A 20355-nucleotide genomic window follows, 5' to 3' on the forward strand; every position below is an offset into this window, starting at 1 on the left:
ACAGCGGACTCTGAGCCTGTCGAAGAGTCCGCTGCATCCGAACTTGTTTCGGCATCTATTTGCAAAATAAGTTCGTGTATTTAATTACCTTAACAATAGTATACATGTATGCAATTAGGGAGGTTCAAGCGTGGCAGTTCGATTGAGAATGCGGAGAATGGGATCGCACAAACGCCCGTTTTACAGGCTTGTTGCGGCAGATACACGGTATCAGCGGGATGGAAGGTTCCTGGAAATCCTTGGATATTACGATCCTAAACCTGCGCCGTACACATTCCAGGTTGACAGTGAAAAGGTGATGGCGTGGCTTCAAAAAGGCGCACTCATGTCCCCGACTGTGGAAAGCCTCTTACGGAAAGAGGGGATTGTGCAGGCCTATCATCTGGAAAAGGCAGGTGCAGGAAAATCCCGGGAGAATGCGCCTGTGGCAGGTGAAAGTGTCGAGAACGCTCAGTAACTTCGTGGGCGGGAACGGAGAAAAATCCGTTTCCATCGGCCGTGCGATAAAATCCCGCGGCCTGGGGGGCGAACTGTGGATAGAGCCGCTCACTGATGTTCCTGCTCGTTTCGAAAAACTCGAATCGGTGATCATGGAGAAACCCGACGGCGCATTGCTTTTGTTCGAGGTGGAAGAGGCGAGAATCCAGGGTAACGGGGTAATCCTGAAACTCAGGGGAGTTGATGACCGGACGAGTGCTGACAGTCTCCGCGGCGCCTATGTAACAGTCGGAATGGAAAATATTCGAAATCCCGACGAAGACAGCTACTACATATTTGAACTTGAAGGCATGGAGGTCTATGATTCTCAGAATATCCGCATCGGAACAGTCTCCCGTGTGGATAAATATCCGGCGAACGCCGTTCTGGTGATCGCCTCGGATTCAGAGGAGATACTCCTTCCGGCTGTAAAAGAATTTATTGTGTCTGTCGATACTGTGAATCGGCGTCTCACCGTACAATTACCGGAAGGATTACCCACCTATCCGGTTAAGGGTAAGAGCTGAAATGAACAGCCTTACTATTCATGTTTTGACCATTTTCCCTGGAATGTTCGAAAGCTTTCTCCGGTTCGGGATACTGAAAAGAGCCATTGACAAAGGACTGGTGAATGTCAGTCTGAAAAATATCCGGGATTCTGCTTTTGACCGTCATGGTACGGTGGACGACACCCCTTATGGCGGCGGCGCCGGTATGGTCATGAAAGCGGATGTGCTGGCGGCGAGTTTGAAGACCATCGAATCCTTTCGGCTGGGGAAACGGGAGAATGCTCCTCTGGTTCCGGTGATTTATTTGACTCCCCAGGGGAAACATTTTGACCAGCAGGCAGCCAATCGGTTGAGCATGGCAGGCGAATTCATCCTGGTCTGCGGCAGATACCGGGCGATAGATGAACGCTTTGTGGAGCTGTATGTTACAGAGGAATTAAGTCTCGGAGATTTTGTTCTCTCCGGCGGTGAAGGGGCGGCGATGGCGGTGATTGATGCAGTCGCCCGGTTGATTCCCGGAGTGATGCAGGATTTTGAGAGCGGGATGGAAGATTCTTTTCAGGATGGACTGTTGGATTGCCCCTGGTACACGAGGCCGGAGATTTTTGAAAATCTGAAAGTACCTGATGTACTCCTCAGCGGGAACCATGCCGCAATAAAAAAATGGCGTCGGGAAGAATCGATGAAACGCACCGGGCTTAGACGGCCAGATCTATATGAAAATGCGAAAGAAAACGATCTTGAACAAATATAAAGAAAAGAGGTCAGCCATGAATGTGATTGAAACACTTACCAGTCATCAGGTTAGAAACGATCATCCGGATTTCGGGCCGGGCGACAATATCGATGTGCACGTACGGGTTATCGAAGGGGACAAAGAGAGAACCCAGATTTTTACCGGGACAGTCATTCAAAGGCGAGGCGCGGGAGCCTCTCAAACCTTTACCGTACGCAAAGTCTCGGCAGGAATAGGGGTTGAAAGAATATTCCCGTTGAATTCTCCCATGATTGCGACCATCAAGAAAAACCATTCCACCAAGGTGCGGCGTTCCAAGCTCTTTTATCTTAGGAAGCTCAGCGGAAAAGCGGCAAGGCTCAAAAGAGATTACACCTGAAATAATTTATGGATATTCACCGATATTATTCTTGACTGTAGAGCATATTTTAAGTATTTTGACAAATCCTTTTTTTTTAACAAGGAATATGTTCCATTATGTTTTTTTTAAAATTAATCTGGAGTAAAAATGGCCGGTTCTTTTCATGGCGGCGTTCATCCGGATGATGCAAAAAATTTAAGTAAAACCTGCGAAACTGTTTCCATACCCCTTCCCCCGGAAATTATACTTCCGGTACGGCAGCATATCGGCGCACCTGCAAAAGTCATCGTGGAAAAAGACCAGCATGTAAAAAAAGGACAAATGGTCGCCGAGCCCGGCGGATTTGTATCATCTCCGGTTCATGCCTCATTGTCAGGCGTCGTTTCAGCAATTGAACCGCGACTTACCCCTTCCGGAATGAAAGTCCTCAGCGTAGTCATTGAAAGCGACGGTTTGGACGAATGGGCGGAAGGTCTCAATACCCCTCGCGATATTTCTGATTTATCTCCTGAACAACTGCGAAATCTTGTGCGTGACAGCGGTCTTGTGGGAATGGGCGGCGCTGCTTTCCCTACCCATGTCAAGCTCTCTCCCCCTGCCGATAAACCCGTTGACGCAGTGATTCTTAATGGGGTGGAATGTGAGCCGTACTCTACCTGTGACCATCGTCTGATGCTCGAGCATCCCGATTCCATTGTCGGGGGGCTGAAGATCATCATGAAGATACTGGGCTGTTCACGCGGGTTTATCGGTATCGAGCGGAACAAGCCCGATGCAGTCAAAATAATGAAAGAGGCGGCGAAAGATATTCCCGGCGTGAAGGTGGTTGATCTGCAGGTAAAGTATCCGCAGGGTGGGGAAAAACAACTCATTTATGCGGTCACAAAACGCAGGGTTCCCGCAGGCGGCCTGCCTATGGATGTCGGATGTGTGGTGCAGAATGTGGGCACCGCCGCCGCCATACACGATGCGATTGCTCTCGGCCGTCCGTTGATCCAGCGCATTGTTACCGTTACCGGTAACGGCGTCGCTAAACCGGTGAATGTCCTGACCCGGCTCGGCGATTCGTTCGCCCGTCTTGTTGAATTCGCCGGGGGATACACGGAGAAAGCAAACATGCTTATCATGGGCGGTCCCATGATGGGGATTGCGCAATTCACCGATGATGTTCCGGTGATTAAAGGGACTTCCTGCATCCTTGTCCTGGAGGAAGGGCAGGCGGTTTTTGAAGAAGAGCAGCCCTGTATTTCGTGTGCACGGTGTGTGGATGTGTGCGCCATGAATTTGCTCCCTACAACGCTTGCGGCTATGGTCGATTTGGAACGCTGGGATGAATTGAAAAAATACGGGGCGCTGGATTGTATCGAATGCGGATGTTGTACATATATCTGTCCATCGAAGCGGCGGATTGTGGAAAAAATCAAATTCGGCAAATTCCGGCTCGCCGAAATGAAAGTCCGTGAAGATGCCAAGAAACGCGCCGCCGAAGAGAAAGCCGGTGCGGTAAAGTAGTACAGAATGGAGTTTCGATTGAATGGCTAGAATGTTTGATGTCAGCGCAACCCCGCACCTTCGGGACAGAACCGATATCCCGCAAATCATGTATTCGGTTGTGGCTGCGCTCATGCCTGCTCTCTTCGGAGCTGTTTATTTCTTCGGGGTGCGGGCGCTCTGGATCATCTCGCTTTCGGTGCTGACCTGTGTCGCTGCCGAGGGAATAATTCAGAAACTTCTTGGCAAACCGCCCACCATCAGGAACGGCAGTGCAATAGTTACCGGCATCCTGCTGGCTTTTAACCTGCCCTCCGGGATTTCCTGGTGGATTCCAGTCCTGGGGGGGGTGTTCGCTATCGGAGTGGCGAAAATGACCTTCGGAGGGCTGGGATATAATCCGATGAATCCTGCTCTCATAGGACGGGTATTTCTCCTGTTCAGCTTTCCGGTCCAGATGACTACAACCTGGCAGGCCCCGACCGGATTCCCCGGAATCGATGCCCAGACTACGGCCACTCCATTGAACATCCTCAAGGAAAACTCCGCGATTCTGCACAACCAGAACATGTATTCCTTGGATTCGGTGAATGCCGCCATATCGAAAGTCGCAGACCTGAATGCGTCCTTCCTGGACCTTTTTTTGGGTAATCGGTCGGGCTGTATCGGTGAAACCTCAGTTCTGCTTCTCCTCATTGGCGCCGCATTTCTCATGTACAAGCGCTACATCGGGTGGAAAATCCCCTTTTCCTACATCGCTACTGTCGGGATACTTAGCTGGATATTCGGCGGATACCAGGGGCTTTTTACCGGTCCCTGGCTCTTCCACGTGCTCTCCGGGGGACTGATTCTCGGCGCATTCTTTATGGCCACAGATATGGTGACCAGCCCCATTACGTTCCAGGGACGAATCCTCTTCGGTATCGGTTGCGGTGTTATCACAGTGATAATCCGGCTTATCGGCGGTTTCCCGGAAGGGGTGGCATTCTCCATCCTGCTCATGAATCTCACTGTTCCTCTTCTGGACCGTTTATCGAGACCGAAAGTGTTTGGAAAGGCTGCCAGCCATGCGTGATATAGTCCAACTCGGCGTTATTCTTATGATCTATTCTTTAGCGGCGGGAGCCGCTCTGGGATATGTCAATCTGAAAACCAAACCAATCATAACCGCCAATAAAACCGCTGCGGAAAACAGCGCCCGTCTGGAAGTTCTCCCCGGCATGACCGGAGGATTTGATTCCAAGGGCAATCTTGCCGTGGACGGGAGAGAATTCCCCTGGTGGATCGGCTATAAGGATGATGCTAAGAAAGAACCGGCCGGATATGTTTTTATCGCCAAGGGGAAAGGGTATTCATCAGTAGTCGAAACCATGGTTGGTGTGGGAATGGACGGCAAAATCACCGGTTCAAAAATTCTCTCTCAGCAGGAAACTCCCGGACTGGGAACAAAAATACTGGAAAATCGTCCCAACGAAAACGATCCTTCCTGGTTTACCAGACAGTTTATCGGAAAGTCAGCTGAAGACAACATCAAGGTAAAAAAAGACGGCGGCTTCATCGATGCTGTCACCGGCGCCACAGTGACACCGCGGGCCATCACCAATTCGATCAACAAGGGTCTGGTGAAATTGAAGGAAACTGTGGGGGGTAAATCGTGAGCGTATTCAGCGAATTTACTAAGGGTTTCTATAAGGAGAATCCCACCTTCAGAATAGTGCTGGGGCTTTGTCCTGTGCTCGCGGTGACCACTTCGGTGGAGAATGGCATCGGGATGGGAATAGCCACCACCATGGTTCTTGTCGCCTCGAACTTCATCATTTCCCTTTTTCGGAAACTTATCCCGAACAATATCCGCATCCCGGTATTTATTGTAATTGCCGCCACGTTTGTCTGCATCGTGGAAATGCTCATGCAGGCCTATGCTCCCGATCTTTACAAGGCTCTGGGTATCTTTGTTCCGCTCATCGTGGTGAATTGTATAATCCTCGGAAGGGCAGAAGCTTTTGCCTGCAAGAATCCTGTGATGCATTCCATCGCCGATGGAGTAGGAATGGGGCTGGGATTCACCATAAATCTGATCATCGTTTCAGCGATCAGAGAAATGCTTGGGAACGGCTCTGTTTACGGGATGTCAATCCTCCCGTCTAGCTACCAGCCGGTGCTCATGATGATTCTGCCTCCCGGAGCATTCCTGACACTCGGATACCTGCTCGGGTTGTCCAACTGGTTCGACATGCGCAAGAAAAACCATGATAAGGGATAGAAGATGGATATCGGACAGTATTTTGTCATCCTCATCGGAGTTGTATTCATCAACAACTTCGTGCTCAACAGGTTTCTCGGAATTTGCCCGTACCTTGGGGTTTCCAAGAAGCTGGATTCCGCTACAGGCATGGGTCTGGCGGTGATTTTTGTCATGGCTGTCGCTTCCGCAATGACCTGGGTGGTTTACACATACCTTTTGAATCCCAAAACGAGCATATTCCCCGGCAGCGATCTCAGCTATATCCGGACGATTGCATTCATCCTTATCATCGCCGCGCTCGTTCAGTTTGTGGAGATGGTGATACAGAAGACCTCCCCGGTCCTTTACAATTCCCTGGGCATTTACCTGCCGCTCATCACCACCAATTGCGCAGTGCTCGGTGTGGCGGTGCTGAATATAGATCAAAACCTGGATTTTATGGGAAGTCTTATCCAGGGTTTTGGAGGAGGAGTGGGGTTTACCCTGGCGCTCCTGCTCATGGCCGGCCTCCGTGAGAAGATGGAAACTGCTGAAATACCGAAACCTCTCCAGGGCATGCCGATAGCATTTATCATGGCGAGCCTCATGGCGCTTGCATTCATGGGGTTCAGCGGACTTTCACTCGGTAAGGGATAAATTTAGAATATGGAATCGGTTTTTATATTTACTTTAATTGCCATGGGCGGCATGGGTTTTATCCTGGGCGCCGGTCTCTCGTATGCTTCGAAGAAATTCGCGGTGGAGAAAAACGCCCGGGTCGAGGAAATCATCGCCATTCTTCCCGGCGCCAACTGCGGCGGCTGCGGCTATCCCGGATGCGCCGGCTATGCGGATGCCATTGTCATAAAAGGCGCACCGGCGAACATGTGCGCTCCGGGAGGGGCAGTTGTCTCAAAAAATATTGCGCAGATCCTTGGTATTGAAGAACAGCAGACTATTCGAAAAGTGGCCTATCTCTACTGCGCCGGATCGTGTAATCATGCAAAAGACAAGTACAGATACAACGGGATCAGGGACTGCCAGATGGCCGTTCTTTTTGGGGGTGGTCCCAAAGTATGTGAATACGGCTGCATGGGCTTCGGCTCCTGTGAAAGAGTGTGTAAATTTGACGCTCTCCACATGGGGGAGAACGGACTCCCGGTGGTGGATAGAAACAAGTGCACAGGATGTGGCGCCTGCGTCCGTATATGCCCGAAGCATCTGTTCGATCTGCTCCCCGATACAACGATGATTTATCTGGCCTGCTCTTCACATGAAAAAGGGAAAGCGGTGAAAGATGCCTGTTCAGTGGGCTGCATCGGGTGCGGAATTTGCGCGAAGGTCACGCCGGACAATGTCATTCAAATGAAAGACAATCTCCCCGTGGTGGATTATAATGCCTCCTCAAATCTGATCCTCGCGCATTATAAATGCCCAACAAAGTCCTTCATCGATCTTGCCCCGAAACGTCCCCATCTGACTATCGATACAAAGTGCAAGGGACACGGAAAATGCGCCGAGGTGTGTCCGGTGAAGGATTGTGTCACCGGAGAACCTGGTAAACCGCACCATATTGATCCGAAAAAATGCATCGGCTGCGGCCTTTGTCTCGACGTTTGTCCGGAGAAAGCAATTCGGGTGGTCGGAGCAATGGGTTATGTCGGCATGGATATGTCAAAATAGTGAAGTCCTGCCTTCCTGAAACCCTCTGCAGTAAGCCTTGAACATACAACGAGAGCCTGGATACACAGCATGGAAGATCAATACCCCTATACCGGTTACGGCGACTATAATACTACCCCCGGCCTGTTTCCACCGCAAACCTCCGAGCCGGAGAAGATGACTGCCGCTGAAACAGAAGAGGCTGCATCTCTTGTAATTGCCGGCGCGGTTGTACCCGGCCGTCTTTTCGAGATCAGTCTCGTTGACGAAGATAGTCGTGAAAAGAACGATTATGCTACTGCCGCCCATGGATATAAATATGCATCCATAGCACATGTCCGCGACCCGAAGCGTGTGTCTGTTCATCCTCTCGGCCTTTGTACGTTTCCGGGCGGAGTGGAAAAGAAGTACTGGAAGAGCCTGGATACGGACCGAGTGCTCACCTTTGAGGAGCCGAAAACGGTACCGCCGGCTCCACTTCCTGAACCGGCGGCTGCATCCGACACCGGAGAAAAAGCGGTTACCCTTCCGGAGCGTATCCGTCGATTCGCTTCCGGCGGCGGTTCCGATGGGGGAAAAACCGGCGTCCCCGAACATGAAGAGGAGCGCGACCCCTCTGAAATGCCCTTCCTCGATCACCTGGAAGAATTCCGCTGGGTGATTCTCAAATCTATAATAACCATCATGATCACCATGATCGCCTCCTGGTATCTTGCCGACTGGTTTTACAGCCAGATCACTGTATTGGCGGCGAATGCCGGAATGGGCAAGTTGGTGTTTACCAAAGTACTTGAACCGATCATGCTCAGGCTCCAGATGGCATTCTTCATGGGCCTTTTCATTGCTATTCCGTTTATTTTCTATTTTATCTGGTCTTTCGTTTCACCCGGACTGTACAAAAATGAAAAGCGCTGGGTTTTACCGCTGATTTTTTCTGCCACAGGCTGCTTTTTTATCGGGGCGGCTCTGGCTTGGTTTGTCATGGTTCCTTATATGCTGAAATTTATCAATTTGAATTTTGCACTGCCCGGACTCCAAGCAATGGTCACCATCGGTCCTTTTGTAGGTCTCATTATCAAATTTGTCATCGCATTCGGCATTACCTTTGAGCTGCCGGTGGTCACCTTTGTATTGGCAAAGATAGGAATTGTCAAGCATACGTTCATGTCCAAGTACCGTGGATATGCCATCGTTATCATTTTTATCATTTCAGCCGTTGTAACCCCGACGGTTGACCCTATCAGCCAGACCCTGTTCGCGATACCCCTGTACATTCTCTATGAAATCAGTATCCTGGTGGCGCGGATAGCCGGAAGAAAGACTCTTCTCTAGAGCAGAATATTCATCATCGGTTTGTGTCCCCCAAGCTCATTACTGGCCATCCCCCATATATTTGAATCAAAATTTTGTAACTCTTTATGAAGGACTAATCCCCCCTGTCCTTCGGACATCCCCCCTTATTAAGGGGGGAATCATGTTGGCAGGCTGCTTTTACCCCCTTAATAAGGGGGTCGCCGCTTTATGCGGCGGGGGGATTTTGTCTAAAGAGCAGATAAGTGATATGGCATATTTATCGCCGAATAAAAAATGGGGGATGTCCCCCAAGCTCATTATCCTTGACATAGGTGGTAGAATTTCCTAAATTTAAAGACTAATTATAAAGAAGAAACCATTATTTCCGGATATGGACATGGATAGCAGCTACGACAATACCATGGTAATCCCGGAAGTTTCAGAGTGGGGACCTATGAATATATATGAAGAAGCGTTGCCGGATATTCTTACAGATGTATACCATGATTTGCAGACAGAATATGGTTCCTCAAATCCGGTGCTAAATTCCATCCTGGAAGATATTTTTAACCGTCGCGGCAAAGGGGTCAGGCCTCTTTTCATGGCTCTGATCGCACGTTTGGGGGGAGGGGAATGGGAATCTTTACGTAAAACCGCCACCGCTGTGGAGGCTATCCATATAGCGTCCATCCTGCATGATGATGTCATTGACAGTTCCAAACTGCGGAGAGGAGCAGCGACTTTAAACGCCATGTATTCGAACAAAGTCTCGGTTCTTTTTGGAGACTACATGTTCCTGAAAGCCATCAAGTCCGCTGAATCGAACGAGAATACAGAAGTTATGCCGATTCTCATGGGTGCTCTGGAACGGATGGTGGAGGGGGAAATCCGTGAATCGCTCAACTCCGGGTCGATTGATGAAGAAACATATCTTTCCATCATCCGAGACAAAACCGCATCACTCTTTGCCGCATCGGGGGAGTTGGGAATCATTCTCTTGGGCGGAAGTGAGCGGGAACGAATCTGGGCGCGCGAGCTTGGCGAATGTGTGGGAATGGCGTTCCAGATCAAGGATGATATTCTTGATTACCGCGGCGATTCCCGGATAATGGGGAAACCTAATTTTATGGATATACGGACGGGATGCTTCACGCTCCCTCTTATTTACTCTTTACGGGATTACGATTCAAGTGATGTAAAGAATATCCTCTCGGATGGCGAGCACGATGATGAGGTGCTGTTTTCGGTGGTGAAGAATAATGGAGGCATAGATTATGCCTCCAGGCGGGCTTGCTGGTACATCGACCGGAGCAGGGAAATTGTGGCTCGTTTTGAAAAACCGGGTCTCGATGATGATTTCGACCAGTTCTTCGCCCTGGTGTTGGATCGTCATTTCTGAGAAACAGCAAGGATTATGCATATACCGGTTTTACCCTTGAGTAAGAAGGCTGGAAAACGCGGGGCGTTTCTTGTCGGATTTTTGCTGATCATTACCCTGTCGTGGTTATTATTTGGCGGATGGCTGGATACTCCCCAGGCTGTCGAATCCACCGAATTCCACATGAATACCAGCATCTCCATCAAAATATTCGTTGCCGACCGTGCCAGTGGGAAAATTCTTCTTCGGAAAGCGTTCGATGAAATCGCCCGGATAGAGCATGTCCTGGAGCCCCTCAGGGGTGATGGGGACTTGAGGCGAATAAATACCGGTCCCCCCGGTGTCTGGTGGGATATGAATCCCGATCTGAAAGCGGTTCTATCCCATTCGCTGTATTTCTATCGCATCGACGACAAGGTTTTCGATCCCACCATCGGCCTGGTCAAATGGCTGTGGGATTTCGAGCATGGAGGGAAAATTCCCGATCATGCAGAATTGTCACGAGCGCTTAAAACAGTGGATCTGAGCAAGGTTGAGGTGCAGGGCGACCGTTTCCGGTTTACCGTTCCCGGAACCAATCTTGATTTCGGGGGGGTGGCCAAAGGATATGCGGTGGATCGGATGGCCGAGATTCTCAAAAAAGGGGGCGCCATTTCCGGTCTGGTGAATGCGGGAGGAAACATCGTTACCTTTGGGAAAAAACCGGGGAAATTCAGCTTTTTCGGAATAAAACCAGGAGAAAAGGACTGGGTGATCGGGGTCCGTCATCCACGGAAAGAGGAAGCCATCCTGGTGGAGCCGGCGCCCTATCAAGCAGTGGCCACTTCCGGTGATTATGAGCGATTTTTCATGAAAGACGGGATACGGTATCACCATATTCTGGATCCCCAGACCGGCCAGCCTTCCCGGTCTTCCATATCGGCGACTGCATGGACTACCAATGCCATGGATGCAGACATCCTGTCTACCATCTTGTTTATTCTCGGGCCGGAGAAGGGAGTCGAGCTTGCCAGGAAGCTGGGCAATGTGGAGACATTGATTTTTTATGAAAAGGATGGCCGGATTGGTGCAGCCATGACTCCCGGTCTGACTGGCAGGGTAAAGCTGTGAAAATCCTGAAAGGTTTGGAGCATTATTCCAAACTTAAAATACGGGGCTTTTTGAAAAGGAAACTGAAATCCGGGCAGCTTTCTTTCCGGGAAGTGGATATCAGTTCTATTTCACGGATACTGGTAATCCGTCAGGATTCACGGTTGGGGAATCTGGTGCTGATGACTCCGCTTTTGAGCGCCCTGAAAGCGGCGCTGCCTGATACTGAGCTGGATGTCCTGGTTGCCGAGGGTTTTGAGGAGGTTCTTGCCGGGAATCCCAATATTGACCGCCTGATTATTTTTCAGAAGCAAAAAGCGAGGCTGATTCCCTGGTGGTATCTGAGATTTATCCGGAAACTAAAAAACACCCGGTATGACCTGGCGATTGATGTGTCCAACGGCTATCATTTTTCTCTTAACAGCGCTCTTCTCACCTTTTTCACCGGAGCGCGGTATCGTTTGGGATATGATCGGGAAGACGCCGGGACATTCATGAATGTTCTCGTTCCTCCGCCGCCGGAAAACACGCCCATGGCGGAGGCCATGCAGAGGATAATTGATCCGATTCTTCCGGGGATACGAAAATATCAGACCGCCTTTTATGTGGGTGATCAGGATCGTTCCTTTGCCGGTGATTGGCTTCAGGAACACGAATTTACAGATAATGATTCATTCATTGTGATCCATCCCGGCGGGAAAGGAAAAAAACGCTGGAGTGTTCAAAACTTTGCAGACTTGATAAACCGCATCGGCGCCGCAGGTGAAAGAATTGTGGTAATCGGCGGAAAGGCTGAAAAAGAAACCATTCGAAGCTTGCGCGCTCTTGCAAAAGCACGGTTCGAGGTACTCGATGAGGCAACCATCGGGCAGATGGCGGCAGTAATCGAGCGCGCCGGTATGTTCATCAGCGGAGATACAGGACCGATGCACGTGGCTGTGGCGCTGGGAAAACCTGTCGTGGCGATTTTTTTAGCCAGCGATGCCAGGGTTTTCGGACATCAGGGGAAAAGATCACGAGTGGTGACCGGAGAAGGCGGAGCAGTTGCCGCGGAGGATGTGTACAAAGCGGTATGTGAACTTTCAAGGCGATGAATTTTTTAATTCAGTTATGTCGTTAAGTCAGCAACATACAATAAATATGAGATATTGAGTGCTCCTATATCCTTAAAAATCCCCCCTGCCTTCGGCATCCCCCCTTAATAAGGGGGGAATTTAGGGAGAGGGTTCTGTTAAAATCTGATAAATGTTTACATAATAATAGGAACAATTTTCTTCTTCCCCCCTTAATAAGGGGGGTAGGGGGGATTAATCTTTCGTATGAACACCTTAGCTTACTTAACGACATAACCGGAAAAGATTATACTGTCTGAACCATGATTCATGGGATTAAAAGATTACCTTGATACATCAATCTTACGAGAATCAAGGAAATCCTGTAATCAAGGAAATCATGGTTCAGACAGTCTTACTTCCAGGGATTTTCATAGCGCTGCATCCCGCACCAGGCTCTCCACATATAGAGATGATCCAGAATCACGCAGCGTGTCATGGCCTCGATGACCGGATAGATACGGGGCAGAAGGGTCGCATCACGGCGGGTGATGGCGGAAAGCTTTGTGTTTTCCATGGTTGCCATGTTTACTGAATCCTGATCGATGGATATGGTGGGAGTCGGTTTCACCGCGACACGGATACGGATGTCTTCTCCGTTGGAAATACCGCCCAGGACGCCGCCGGCATTATTGGTCCTGAACCGCACCTTGCCGTTCTTATCAACATACGGTTCATCATTCCACTGGGAGCCGGTCATGGCAGCGCAGGCGAAACCGCCGCCGATCTCAATTCCCTTGACCGCGCCGATAGACATGATTCCCTTGGCCAGGTCTGCCGAAAGCTTGTCGAACACCGGCTCTCCAAGTCCGGCCGGAACCCCGCGGGCGATTACTTCAATAGCGCCTCCGGCGGTATCTCCGGCGTCACGAACATTGATAACATCCGCGATCATCGCTTTACCGGCTTCCAGGTCGGGACAGTTGATTTCGTTCTTGCGGTAATTGGCTTTAATCTCCTCGAAAGTCATATCGCGGGCCGTTATTCCATGGCTCTCCTTCGTATATGCCAGAACCTCGATGCCTTCCTGTTCGAGAATGAATTTCGCCACCGCGCCTCCGGCCACACGCCCGACAGTCTCACGTCCCGAGGCTCTTCCGGCGCCGCACCAGTCCGCATACTGCCCGTACTTCACGTAAAAAGTGTACTCTGCATGTCCGGGACGAATAATATCTTTAACCTCACGATATTGTTCCACATGAATCTGCTGAGTATCCACATTGTAAACGATCAAACCGATGGGTGCGCCGGTGGTTTTTCCCTCGAGCATTCCCGCAAACAACTGGACGATGTCCGTTTCCTTGCGGGGTGAATCGATGGGACTCTGTCCCGGCCGGCGTTTGTAAAGCTCTTCCTGAATATATTCTTCGGTCAGGGCTAACCCTGCGGGAACACCATCCACAATTACTGCAAGACCTTTGCCGTAAGACTCGCCGCAGGTCGTGATCCGGAATAGACGTCCAAACGTGTTTCCAAGCATGCACCGCTCCTTGAATGGATGTTTTTATGCTATTGTTATTGCTCCGGTGAATGAACTACCCCGCAGAAAGCTGCGCGGTTTATTGGTGCGCTGCAGTACGCCCGTGCGAGGCTGTTTGCTCTATCATTTTATCGTAGAGGTACTCGGGAGCCAGGTCCGCATCGTTTTCCCACTGTATGGTGTGAAGAATATGAGAAACTTCAAATTTACGGAACATCTCCACATCCCTGAGTGGTTCGAAAACCTGACCCCACAAGGCATCGGCGAGATCGACTAAACCGCTTTCTCCATTACTAAACCTCACGAAAATTTTATATCCTTCGGTATAAGTAGCACCGATGACTTTCAACATAGTGTTTCACTCCAAGGGTGGGATCTTCTTCAGAGTCTGGTGCTGTGAAGCAAGGTTCCAGTCTTCCAGCAGTTCGTTCCTATACATTTCATACCATTCCATGAGCGCTTTCAGCGCCCTTCGTGGGAACCGTCCCTCGATGACACCAGTATGAATCTCCACAGTGATCATGTAATCTCCATATTCTGCGTGGAAATGCGGAGGTTTGTGATCATCGTAGAGCAAGTAAATAACAATTCCAAGGAATCTGCAAATTTCCGGCATTGTTTGATTCCTCTTGAAAGAATTAAGTTCATGAAGTAATGTCAAACTCAAAAGGCGGACAGTATACAGGTTATCGAATAATTATGTTAGATGCGATTGTCCGAAACCGTGGTAGAGGTAATATGGTCTACTGGTTTGTTGTACATAGCCACTATAGTCTTCAACCGTTCAGTATACTTGTAAAGATCGTCAAGTCTCTCAATCGGGATTCTTTCCTCTTTCTTCTCTTTATCAAAGAAGCCGATGTACTTCTGTTTCCCACTAAAATATAACCGACAGATTGGCTTGCGGTTGGAATCGTCTAACAGAATACCAAAATACCCTTTTGTGTCCCGATGTACTATACGGGAGGAATCAACCGTCTGCCTTAGTAGTGCCTTTACAATATAGAAGCCCTCCAGTTCTTCAGGTGTTGTTACGATCCCTGCCTCAGTCTCATCTTCACTCCCGATAACTTGACTACTGGGTCCAGGTTGTGGTTGAGCAAGGGTATCTTGGGAGGGTGTAGTCATGGCCGATCTTAGCCTTTCGTTAATGGTGTCATTGATAAACTGTGTAAAGGCTTTCTTTGTGATAGTAGTGAACATCTCGCGGACCGATTGTGTAAGCATGCCATTGTAAACACGTTTCGAAAAGAACCTCACAAAATTCTCAGTAGGGGCGTTCAGTTCCTCACCGAGTATTCGTTTGATTTCACGAGTGTACTTCATTTCTCCCGCGACTGAAAGTATTTCATCGAGATTAAATGACTGTTTTGTCAGGCGCTTAAGATCAGGCACCCAATGTTCTTGAATGTCAAGCATGTTCAATTCCATGAAAGGCTTTGAATCCATTTTGTTTGTCTCATCGATATCCGAATAGAACCGGTAGATAATCCCGTCAGTAAGGACCGCGATTCGAGCATCGGTGACCGAAAAGTAGCGAAAAAGTTGTGATGCATGCTCATCAGCGAGATTTACATTCACAGCCTTGCACTCGAATAGCATGATAACCTTGTCGTCCCGCATGATCGCATAATCGACTTTTTCACCTTTCTTTATCCCCACATCGGCGGTGAACTCGGGGACGACATCCATGGGATCGGAGATGTCGTATCCGAGCGCGCTTATAAACGGCAGAACAAAAGCGTGTTTTGTAGCTTCCTCGGTTTGGATCATATCCTTTTGTTTTAAAATCTTCGCCGACAGGGCCTGAAGTTTTTCGATAAAGTCCATGAGTCACCCCCAATATGAAATAAATACAACATGATTATTTTTATACTATCATTGCCGATATGCTCAATATTATATATAATAGAGGCTTTCTACAACAGTTGTTTCATAATATAATGAAGAAAATGATTTTGTTACTACATCCCCTATCCCTCGTTCCTTGCCGCTTCGCGGGAACGATGAAACCCTTTACTTTTCTCGCAAGCCTTTTCAATCGTGTATTTGTATGTTTCCTCCGAGAGAGCGCATAACATCCCAGAACCCGGGATAGGTAACACTGGCTGTTTCCGCAGTATCCACCGTAACCGTTCCGTCAGCGGCAAATCCAGCCACAGTGAGCGCCATGACCACCCGATGATCGCCATGGCCATGGACTTTTCCACCTCTCAGTCCTGTTCCCTTGATAATCAAACCGTCCGGCATTTCCTTGATATTCGCGCCGAGTTTGCCCAGCTCGCGGGCCATGACTGCAATACGATCGGTCTCTTTTATTCGCGCCTGGGGAACATTTTGGAGGACTGTTGTTCCTTTAGCGAAACAGGCGCATACCGCCATGACAGGAAGAGCGTCCGGAATGGAATTCATATCGATATCGATTCCCCTGAGATTCCCTCCGCGAACGGTGATCCCATCACTGCTCGTTTCGATGGAGGCGCCCATTTTCCGCAGGATGTTAATGATTTCTTTGTCGCCCTGGGGATCGTTAATATCCAGATCTTTAAGAACTACCGTTCCTCCGGCAAGAACTCCGGCGCAGAGAGGAAACGCCGCCGAAGAGAAATCGGCCGGAATACGCTTCTTGAAAGCGGAATAGGATTGTCCTCCCCTGATCTTAATAGATGACATGTCACCGCTTATTTCCGGAACGATGCCCTGTCCGGCGAGCCAGTTCAGGGTCATATTGACATAGGGACGCTCGTTCAGCACGGTCACAATAAGCTCTGTATCCCCGGCTGCAAGAGGACAAGCCAAAAGAAGACTGGAAATATATTGAGAAGAAATACCGGAGACGCTTGCCGCTCCGCCGGCTATTTTGCCTCGTATCACCAGAGGCGCCATACCGTTTCCGCGGGTTGAAAACACCTCGGCCCCGAGGGGACCGAGCGCATTGATGAGAGGCGCCGCAGTACGACGTCTGATCTGGTAATCGCCGGTCAAAACCGTCCAGCCATCTACCAAAGCCGCTGTTCCCATGGAAAAGTACAGCGTGGTGCCCGAATTGCCGACATCGATCACATCTTCGGGTATTTTGGGTTCTCCCCCGACTCCCGATATTGTCCAGTGATCGCCCGAAATATCTATGTGAGCGCCGAAAGCTCTTGCCGCATCCGCCGCCGACCGGGTGTCAAACGAGTCAAGCGGTGAGGCTATCACTGATTTACCATGGGCGAGAGAAGCGATTACGATCGCTCGAATGGTATGGGACTTCGACGCCGGAACAAGCACGGCGCCATTAAGGACAGATTTTTGTGAAGATGCTTCCATACGGTACGAATCCTCGACACTATCAACAGAATGTATTTCATACTAGTGTAATGTCAATCAGATAATGTCTGGTGCTGAAGTTTCTTTTTCTTTTTACCCCCTTAAAAAGGGGGACGCCGCTCAAGCGGCGGGGGGATCTTTATTCGCCAGGAAGAAGAAATCCCCCCTGTCTTTGGCATCCCCCCTTGTTAAGGGGGGGAATATGAATCCAACTTTATTGCATTGACTTAATACTAGATGCTTATTTCAGAAGCAGCATCCGGTGTGTGGAAAAAGCGGCCCCCATGGACAGTCTCGAGAAATAAACTCCGGAGGGTGCGGATGCGCCTTTTTCGTCACGGCCGTCCCAGGTCATGGTATAAACACCGGAGCCGATCTCTCTTGAAAGAAGGGATCTTATCTTCTGCCCGGTCACATTTAATATGTCCAGACGGGCAAAACCGGAAGAAGGGGTTACAAATTCAATGGTAGTCGCCGGGTTGAAAGGATTGGGGAAATTGCGGGTGACTGTCATATTTTGCGGCAATTCTCCCGTTCGGTTAACCAGGGTCGGTGTTCCGGAAACTTCGCTTGAGAAAAAGACCCTGCTGAACCGATCTGGCGCGTGGAATCCCCTTGCTTTATCAGTCTGGGTCCAGGCGGAAAGCTCCGGATTTTTGATGTTAACCCGGTCGTAATTGTACCGGTAGAGGTTCAGCCGCCACATATCGCCCGATTTCGGAGGAAAGTTCATGGTCGGCGCCCATTGGGCGATTTCGGCGAACGGGAAAGCGAGCTCGGCAACCCAGCCGGTGTCAACATCTGTCGAATCATTAAACGTTCCCTGGAAGGTTATCCCGATTTTCAAATCCTGGTAGCTAAAGTTATAATTCAGTGTGCCTCCCTTGGATATCTCCTTATTCAGTTGGAGGTCCATTACTGCCTTGAATGGATTGATCTCCGCCTCCAGGTAATTCAAACCGTCGCCATCGGGATCGATGAACACCTCAACAACCTCTTCGCTGCAGAGGCAATATTTCGGATCGGTCCAGACCACGGTTTTTGCCCATACATCTTTATCGGCGTTAATGAATCCGACATAAAGATATTTGTTATCCCAGAGCATTTTGGCCTGTGTAGAGTAAACTGCCGCATTGCCGTTGTAATAAATGATGAATTTATCGGTAAGCGGCGCTTCAGCCCAGCCGGGATCGTTAAGTTTGCCGTCAAGGACTATCGGGCCGGGCGCACGTTTAACCGTGTATTCTTTGATATCCTGCGCCTGTGTTGAAACACTCCAAAGGAATCCGAAACACACTAAAGCCGAAAGCAATTTCCGAAGCATTGTTCCTCCAAGTTTGAAATGTAAATCGATACGAACAGGTAGATGCCGAAACGGTTGCTAAAAGATGCGCTGCGCTTGCATCGTTCCCGCAAAGCGGCAACAAGTTCGGCATGACTTCTCAATACTTTACAACAGAATATATTGCATTATACTTCTCAATATTTACTTTAGTTCAAGAAATGTGACATTTCTGGTCAGGAAGTAGGTCGGCCAGCGTTGATCGCCGATGCAGCACCTCCTTATCTCGAGATCCTTTTTGTTTTCGTCGGTATATCCATAGCCGTGCTGGTCAAAAACGATCGGAACGCCGTTGTAGTCGCCGAGCAGGAGTTGTGCATGCCCCCCGCAGCTCTGGACGGTTATGAACGGCTCATGCTGCAGGATCATCTTGTACTGGCTTTCTTTCCCGATATTCGGATGCATCACCTCCTGATTGTGTCCGAAAAAGGTGAACAAGCCCCCGTGCCAGGGCAGTTCAAATCCGAAAACGGAAAAGATATCCCGGTAGGTGGTTTCGTGCTGGCGGCCGAAAAAAGCGCCTGACCAGTCATAGGGGTTATCGAGAAGCTTGAGCGCAGTCACCACGACATTGCGGCGGGTGTAAGGCAGCCAGCCGACTGATACATCGGTATTCCGGGGGAGCCAGGCCGTTTCATTAGTGAATTTGCCGTTCGCTTTACGCACCGGGACTTTGACCGTGCGTGAGTTACCTTTGGAAACAAGGGGAATCCTATCCCCCATACCCATCCATCCTGAGGAGTACGTACAACTCTCATCTGAATAGTACTGAATCCTGTCTCCGGTGCATACCAGGAAATTGGGTGAATTTACATAGGCATCGATCTCCTTTTTATCCCCGAACGCAATATCCTCTGATCTAACCCAGCCGTAACCCTCGCCGCAAAGTACAAAAAGGTATTCGCCGGAAAGAGAAGGATGGAGCACCATCACCGGCCTGGCGATTTTCAGAATGGCTACATTCCATTGATCCCAGCGGGTTTTAGCGTTTTCGGTGATGCCCTGCTGCTCTGGGAAGAACGAGGGCACATTCCTCAGCCGGGTATACCGTACCGCGATCCCTTCGCGGACTTTCATTTCATCATTAACCCGATCAAGCGCCATTTCCTTTTCAAATTTGTCGAGCTGGCCGGAACTGTAACGGACTGCGAGGTAATTCCCGAACTCCTTGCCTCTCATGAATTTAATCTCAGCCTTGATTCTCGTTCTGACCGTATCGGCTACCGCCTTGGGCGGCAAGACGCGAAGATCGGGCGCCATGGAAACATGTCCCGGCCACCAGTAGGCGAGATCGGTGAGAATGGGCCTTCGGTCAGCGGGAACATCTTTGAACGGATCGGGAGATGCGATGAATTTCCGGTAGACGTCATTCATCTTCCGTATGGCATCAAGAGTGAGAATGACCTCGTCCGGTTTGGACATTTTCTGGACCCAGTAATCCGATGTCCTCATTTCGGGAAGAGTTCCCGGAAGCACATCCGGTGCACGGTTGTAAAGTTCCGCGTATGCCTGTCCCCCGGCAAAAATGAGGCCCAGAAGAATGCAGCCGAAAACTTTGTTGGTGTATTTCACCTTTTCCTCCTTTATAAAGCATGAAATCAGAAATCTGAAAAATTGTCCGAACCATAATTTATGAGACTTGAGGATTTCCATAGATAGGAAATTTCTAAAATAATCATTTTATACATGACGACATAAATAAATGCGCATGTTTTGAGTGTTTATATCCTGAAACGAGTTCAGGATGCAGCGGACTCTTCGACAGGCTCAGAGTCCGCTGACCGAGCACTGAGCTTGTCGAAGTGCACGTGTCATGCCGAACTTGTTGCCGCTTCGCGGGAACGATGAAAGCGCAGCGCATCTTTTAGCAACCGTTTTGGCATCTATTT

The 20355-nt window shown here is 49.6% G+C and carries 21 protein-coding genes; 14 read left to right on the plus strand and 7 right to left on the minus strand.

Translation table 11 applies throughout. The annotated features are described in order from the left end of the window. Positions 1-130: 130 nt before the first annotated feature. The 14 genes from rpsP to Q8O92_16400 all read left to right on the plus strand — a co-directional run bounded on the left by rpsP (position 131) and on the right by Q8O92_16400 (position 12314). Entirely contained in the window at positions 131-457 is a 327-nt protein-coding gene (gene rpsP, locus Q8O92_16335) for a 30S ribosomal protein S16 (protein ID MDP2984888.1), read from the plus strand. Beyond that, positions 417-1004, plus strand: a complete 588-nt coding sequence (gene rimM, locus Q8O92_16340; GenBank protein ID MDP2984889.1) for a ribosome maturation factor RimM — start codon at positions 417-419, stop codon at positions 1002-1004. The genes rpsP and rimM overlap by 41 nt, the downstream gene beginning before the upstream one ends. A 1-nt stretch (position 1005) precedes the next feature. After that, positions 1006-1740, plus strand: a complete 735-nt coding sequence (gene trmD, locus Q8O92_16345; protein MDP2984890.1) for a tRNA (guanosine(37)-N1)-methyltransferase TrmD — start codon at positions 1006-1008, stop codon at positions 1738-1740. Between the two features lie 16 nt (positions 1741-1756). After that, positions 1757-2101, plus strand: a complete 345-nt coding sequence (gene rplS, locus Q8O92_16350) for a 50S ribosomal protein L19 (protein ID MDP2984891.1) — start codon at positions 1757-1759, stop codon at positions 2099-2101. A 129-nt stretch (positions 2102-2230) separates the two neighbouring features. After that, positions 2231-3595 carry an electron transport complex subunit RsxC gene (gene rsxC, locus Q8O92_16355; protein MDP2984892.1) on the plus strand — a complete coding sequence of 455 codons (1365 nt, stop codon included), beginning with the start codon at positions 2231-2233 and terminating at the stop codon, positions 3593-3595. Between the two features lie 22 nt (positions 3596-3617). Beyond that, positions 3618-4649 carry an RnfABCDGE type electron transport complex subunit D gene (locus Q8O92_16360; protein ID MDP2984893.1) on the plus strand — a complete coding sequence of 344 codons (1032 nt, stop codon included), beginning with the start codon at positions 3618-3620 and terminating at the stop codon, positions 4647-4649. After that, positions 4642-5232: an RnfABCDGE type electron transport complex subunit G gene (locus Q8O92_16365; protein ID MDP2984894.1), complete on the plus strand. Its 591-nt coding sequence runs from the start codon at positions 4642-4644 to the stop codon at positions 5230-5232. The genes Q8O92_16360 and Q8O92_16365 overlap by 8 nt, the downstream gene beginning before the upstream one ends. After that, the gene (locus Q8O92_16370) at positions 5229-5837 is read left to right on the plus strand and encodes an electron transport complex subunit E (protein MDP2984895.1); all 609 of its coding nucleotides are present in this window, start codon (positions 5229-5231) and stop codon (positions 5835-5837) included. The genes Q8O92_16365 and Q8O92_16370 overlap by 4 nt, the downstream gene beginning before the upstream one ends. 3 nt (positions 5838-5840) lie before the next feature. Next, a complete protein-coding gene (gene rsxA, locus Q8O92_16375) occupies positions 5841-6455 on the plus strand; it encodes an electron transport complex subunit RsxA (GenBank protein MDP2984896.1) in 615 nt (204 codons plus the stop codon). Between the two features lie 9 nt (positions 6456-6464). Then, the gene (locus Q8O92_16380) at positions 6465-7481 is read left to right on the plus strand and encodes an RnfABCDGE type electron transport complex subunit B (protein ID MDP2984897.1); all 1017 of its coding nucleotides are present in this window, start codon (positions 6465-6467) and stop codon (positions 7479-7481) included. 69 nt (positions 7482-7550) lie between these two features. Then, positions 7551-8792, plus strand: coding sequence for a twin-arginine translocase subunit TatC (tatC, locus tag Q8O92_16385; GenBank protein MDP2984898.1), 1242 nt, complete (start codon positions 7551-7553; stop codon positions 8790-8792). Between the two features lie 358 nt (positions 8793-9150). Further along, the gene (locus tag Q8O92_16390; GenBank protein ID MDP2984899.1) at positions 9151-10152 is read left to right on the plus strand and encodes a polyprenyl synthetase family protein; all 1002 of its coding nucleotides are present in this window, start codon (positions 9151-9153) and stop codon (positions 10150-10152) included. Between the two features lie 36 nt (positions 10153-10188). After that, positions 10189-11241 carry an FAD:protein FMN transferase gene (locus tag Q8O92_16395; protein MDP2984900.1) on the plus strand — a complete coding sequence of 351 codons (1053 nt, stop codon included), beginning with the start codon at positions 10189-10191 and terminating at the stop codon, positions 11239-11241. After that, positions 11238-12314 carry a glycosyltransferase family 9 protein gene (locus Q8O92_16400; GenBank protein ID MDP2984901.1) on the plus strand — a complete coding sequence of 359 codons (1077 nt, stop codon included), beginning with the start codon at positions 11238-11240 and terminating at the stop codon, positions 12312-12314. The genes Q8O92_16395 and Q8O92_16400 overlap by 4 nt, the downstream gene beginning before the upstream one ends. A gap of 373 nt (positions 12315-12687) precedes the next feature. Here Q8O92_16400 and aroC read toward each other — a convergent pair whose 3' ends face one another. From aroC to Q8O92_16435, 7 genes are all read right to left on the minus strand, one after another. After that, positions 12688-13812: a chorismate synthase gene (gene aroC, locus Q8O92_16405; GenBank protein MDP2984902.1), complete on the minus strand. Its 1125-nt coding sequence runs from the start codon at positions 13810-13812 to the stop codon at positions 12688-12690. A gap of 79 nt (positions 13813-13891) precedes the next feature. Further along, a complete protein-coding gene (locus tag Q8O92_16410; protein ID MDP2984903.1) occupies positions 13892-14164 on the minus strand; it encodes a DUF2442 domain-containing protein in 273 nt (90 codons plus the stop codon). Positions 14165-14170: 6 nt separating this feature from the next. Continuing rightward, positions 14171-14428 carry a DUF4160 domain-containing protein gene (locus tag Q8O92_16415; GenBank protein MDP2984904.1) on the minus strand — a complete coding sequence of 86 codons (258 nt, stop codon included), beginning with the start codon at positions 14426-14428 and terminating at the stop codon, positions 14171-14173. An 86-nt stretch (positions 14429-14514) separates the two neighbouring features. Beyond that, positions 14515-15642: a type I restriction enzyme HsdR N-terminal domain-containing protein gene (locus tag Q8O92_16420; GenBank protein ID MDP2984905.1), complete on the minus strand. Its 1128-nt coding sequence runs from the start codon at positions 15640-15642 to the stop codon at positions 14515-14517. 207 nt (positions 15643-15849) lie between these two features. Continuing rightward, the gene (gene aroA, locus Q8O92_16425) at positions 15850-17124 is read right to left on the minus strand and encodes a 3-phosphoshikimate 1-carboxyvinyltransferase (protein MDP2984906.1); all 1275 of its coding nucleotides are present in this window, start codon (positions 17122-17124) and stop codon (positions 15850-15852) included. A 241-nt stretch (positions 17125-17365) separates the two neighbouring features. After that, the gene (locus Q8O92_16430) at positions 17366-18448 is read right to left on the minus strand and encodes a sugar-binding protein (protein ID MDP2984907.1); all 1083 of its coding nucleotides are present in this window, start codon (positions 18446-18448) and stop codon (positions 17366-17368) included. 162 nt (positions 18449-18610) lie between these two features. After that, positions 18611-20038, minus strand: coding sequence for an SH3 domain-containing protein (locus tag Q8O92_16435; GenBank protein ID MDP2984908.1), 1428 nt, complete (start codon positions 20036-20038; stop codon positions 18611-18613). Between the last annotated feature and the right edge of the window lie 317 nt (positions 20039-20355).

It is taken from the genome of Candidatus Latescibacter sp. (genome assembly GCA_030692375.1).
Taxonomy (GTDB): domain Bacteria; phylum Latescibacterota; class Latescibacteria; order Latescibacterales; family Latescibacteraceae; genus JAUYCD01.

Excerpts from the sequence above, each read along its gene's own strand:
- tatC (MDP2984898.1), top strand. The coding sequence starts at position 7,551 with ATGGAAGATCAATACCCCTATACCGGTTACGGCGACTATAATACTACC.
- Q8O92_16410 (MDP2984903.1), bottom strand. The coding sequence starts at position 14,164 with ATGTTGAAAGTCATCGGTGCTACTTATACCGAAGGATATAAAATTTTC.
- Q8O92_16420 (MDP2984905.1), bottom strand. The coding sequence starts at position 15,642 with ATGGACTTTATCGAAAAACTTCAGGCCCTGTCGGCGAAGATTTTAAAA.
- rsxC (MDP2984892.1), top strand. The coding sequence starts at position 2,231 with ATGGCCGGTTCTTTTCATGGCGGCGTTCATCCGGATGATGCAAAAAAT.
- trmD (MDP2984890.1), top strand. The coding sequence starts at position 1,006 with ATGAACAGCCTTACTATTCATGTTTTGACCATTTTCCCTGGAATGTTC.
- rimM (MDP2984889.1), top strand. The coding sequence starts at position 417 with ATGCGCCTGTGGCAGGTGAAAGTGTCGAGAACGCTCAGTAACTTCGTG.
- rplS (MDP2984891.1), top strand. The coding sequence starts at position 1,757 with ATGAATGTGATTGAAACACTTACCAGTCATCAGGTTAGAAACGATCAT.
- aroA (MDP2984906.1), bottom strand. The coding sequence starts at position 17,124 with ATGGAAGCATCTTCACAAAAATCTGTCCTTAATGGCGCCGTGCTTGTT.
- Q8O92_16380 (MDP2984897.1), top strand. The coding sequence starts at position 6,465 with ATGGAATCGGTTTTTATATTTACTTTAATTGCCATGGGCGGCATGGGT.
- Q8O92_16390 (MDP2984899.1), top strand. The coding sequence starts at position 9,151 with ATGGATAGCAGCTACGACAATACCATGGTAATCCCGGAAGTTTCAGAG.
- aroC (MDP2984902.1), bottom strand. The coding sequence starts at position 13,812 with ATGCTTGGAAACACGTTTGGACGTCTATTCCGGATCACGACCTGCGGC.
- Q8O92_16360 (MDP2984893.1), top strand. The coding sequence starts at position 3,618 with ATGGCTAGAATGTTTGATGTCAGCGCAACCCCGCACCTTCGGGACAGA.
- rsxA (MDP2984896.1), top strand. The coding sequence starts at position 5,841 with ATGGATATCGGACAGTATTTTGTCATCCTCATCGGAGTTGTATTCATC.
- Q8O92_16415 (MDP2984904.1), bottom strand. The coding sequence starts at position 14,428 with ATGCCGGAAATTTGCAGATTCCTTGGAATTGTTATTTACTTGCTCTAC.
- Q8O92_16365 (MDP2984894.1), top strand. The coding sequence starts at position 4,642 with ATGCGTGATATAGTCCAACTCGGCGTTATTCTTATGATCTATTCTTTA.
- Q8O92_16430 (MDP2984907.1), bottom strand. The coding sequence starts at position 18,448 with ATGCTTCGGAAATTGCTTTCGGCTTTAGTGTGTTTCGGATTCCTTTGG.